Origin of the sequence: Streptomyces glaucescens, from assembly GCF_002154375.1 — a bacterium.
GTDB classification, from domain to species: Bacteria; Actinomycetota; Actinomycetes; order Streptomycetales; family Streptomycetaceae; genus Streptomyces; species Streptomyces glaucescens.
The window spans coordinates 1-577 of sequence record NZ_MUND01000833.1; the positions used below are offsets into that span (position 1 = coordinate 1).

Consider the following 577-nt stretch of genomic DNA (forward strand, 5'->3'; position numbering starts at 1 on the left):
CATCGTCGTGACCGCGCCGGCGGAGGGGTCGACGGAGTGCACGACGGGATCGGTCAGGTAGCGGCGCACGAGCAGGTCGACATTGCGGTCGAGGGTGGCGGAGAACAGCATGCGCTGGCCCTCGGGGCGGACCTGGTCGAGCAGGGCGGTGACCTGCGGCATGAAGCCCATGTCGGCCATCTGGTCCGCCTCGTCGAGGACGGTGATGGAAACCTGGTTCAGCCGGCACTCGCCGCGGTCGATGAGGTCCTTGAGGCGTCCCGGTGTGGCGACGACGACCTCGGCGCCACCGCGCAGCGCGCTCGCCTGCCTGCCGATCGACATCCCGCCCACGACCGTGGCGAGGCGCAGCTTCACCGAGCGGGCGTAGGGGGTGAGCGCGTCGGTGACCTGCTGCGCCAGCTCACGCGTCGGTACCAGGATCAGCCCGAGCGGCTGCCGGGGCTCGGCGCGCTGACCGGCCGTACGGGCCAGCAGGGCCAGCCCGAAGGCGAGGGTCTTGCCGGAGCCGGTGCGCCCGCGGCCGAGCACGTCACGGCCGGCGAGGGAGTTCGGCAGGGTCGCGGCCTGGATCGGG

1 protein-coding gene is annotated in these 577 nt (G+C 73.0%); it reads right to left on the bottom strand.

Going from position 1 to position 577, the window contains the following annotated elements; all coding sequences use genetic code 11:
* A partial coding sequence (locus CCN42_RS37945) for a DEAD/DEAH box helicase (protein ID WP_143662175.1) occupies window positions 1–577 on the bottom strand: 577 nt, incomplete at both ends.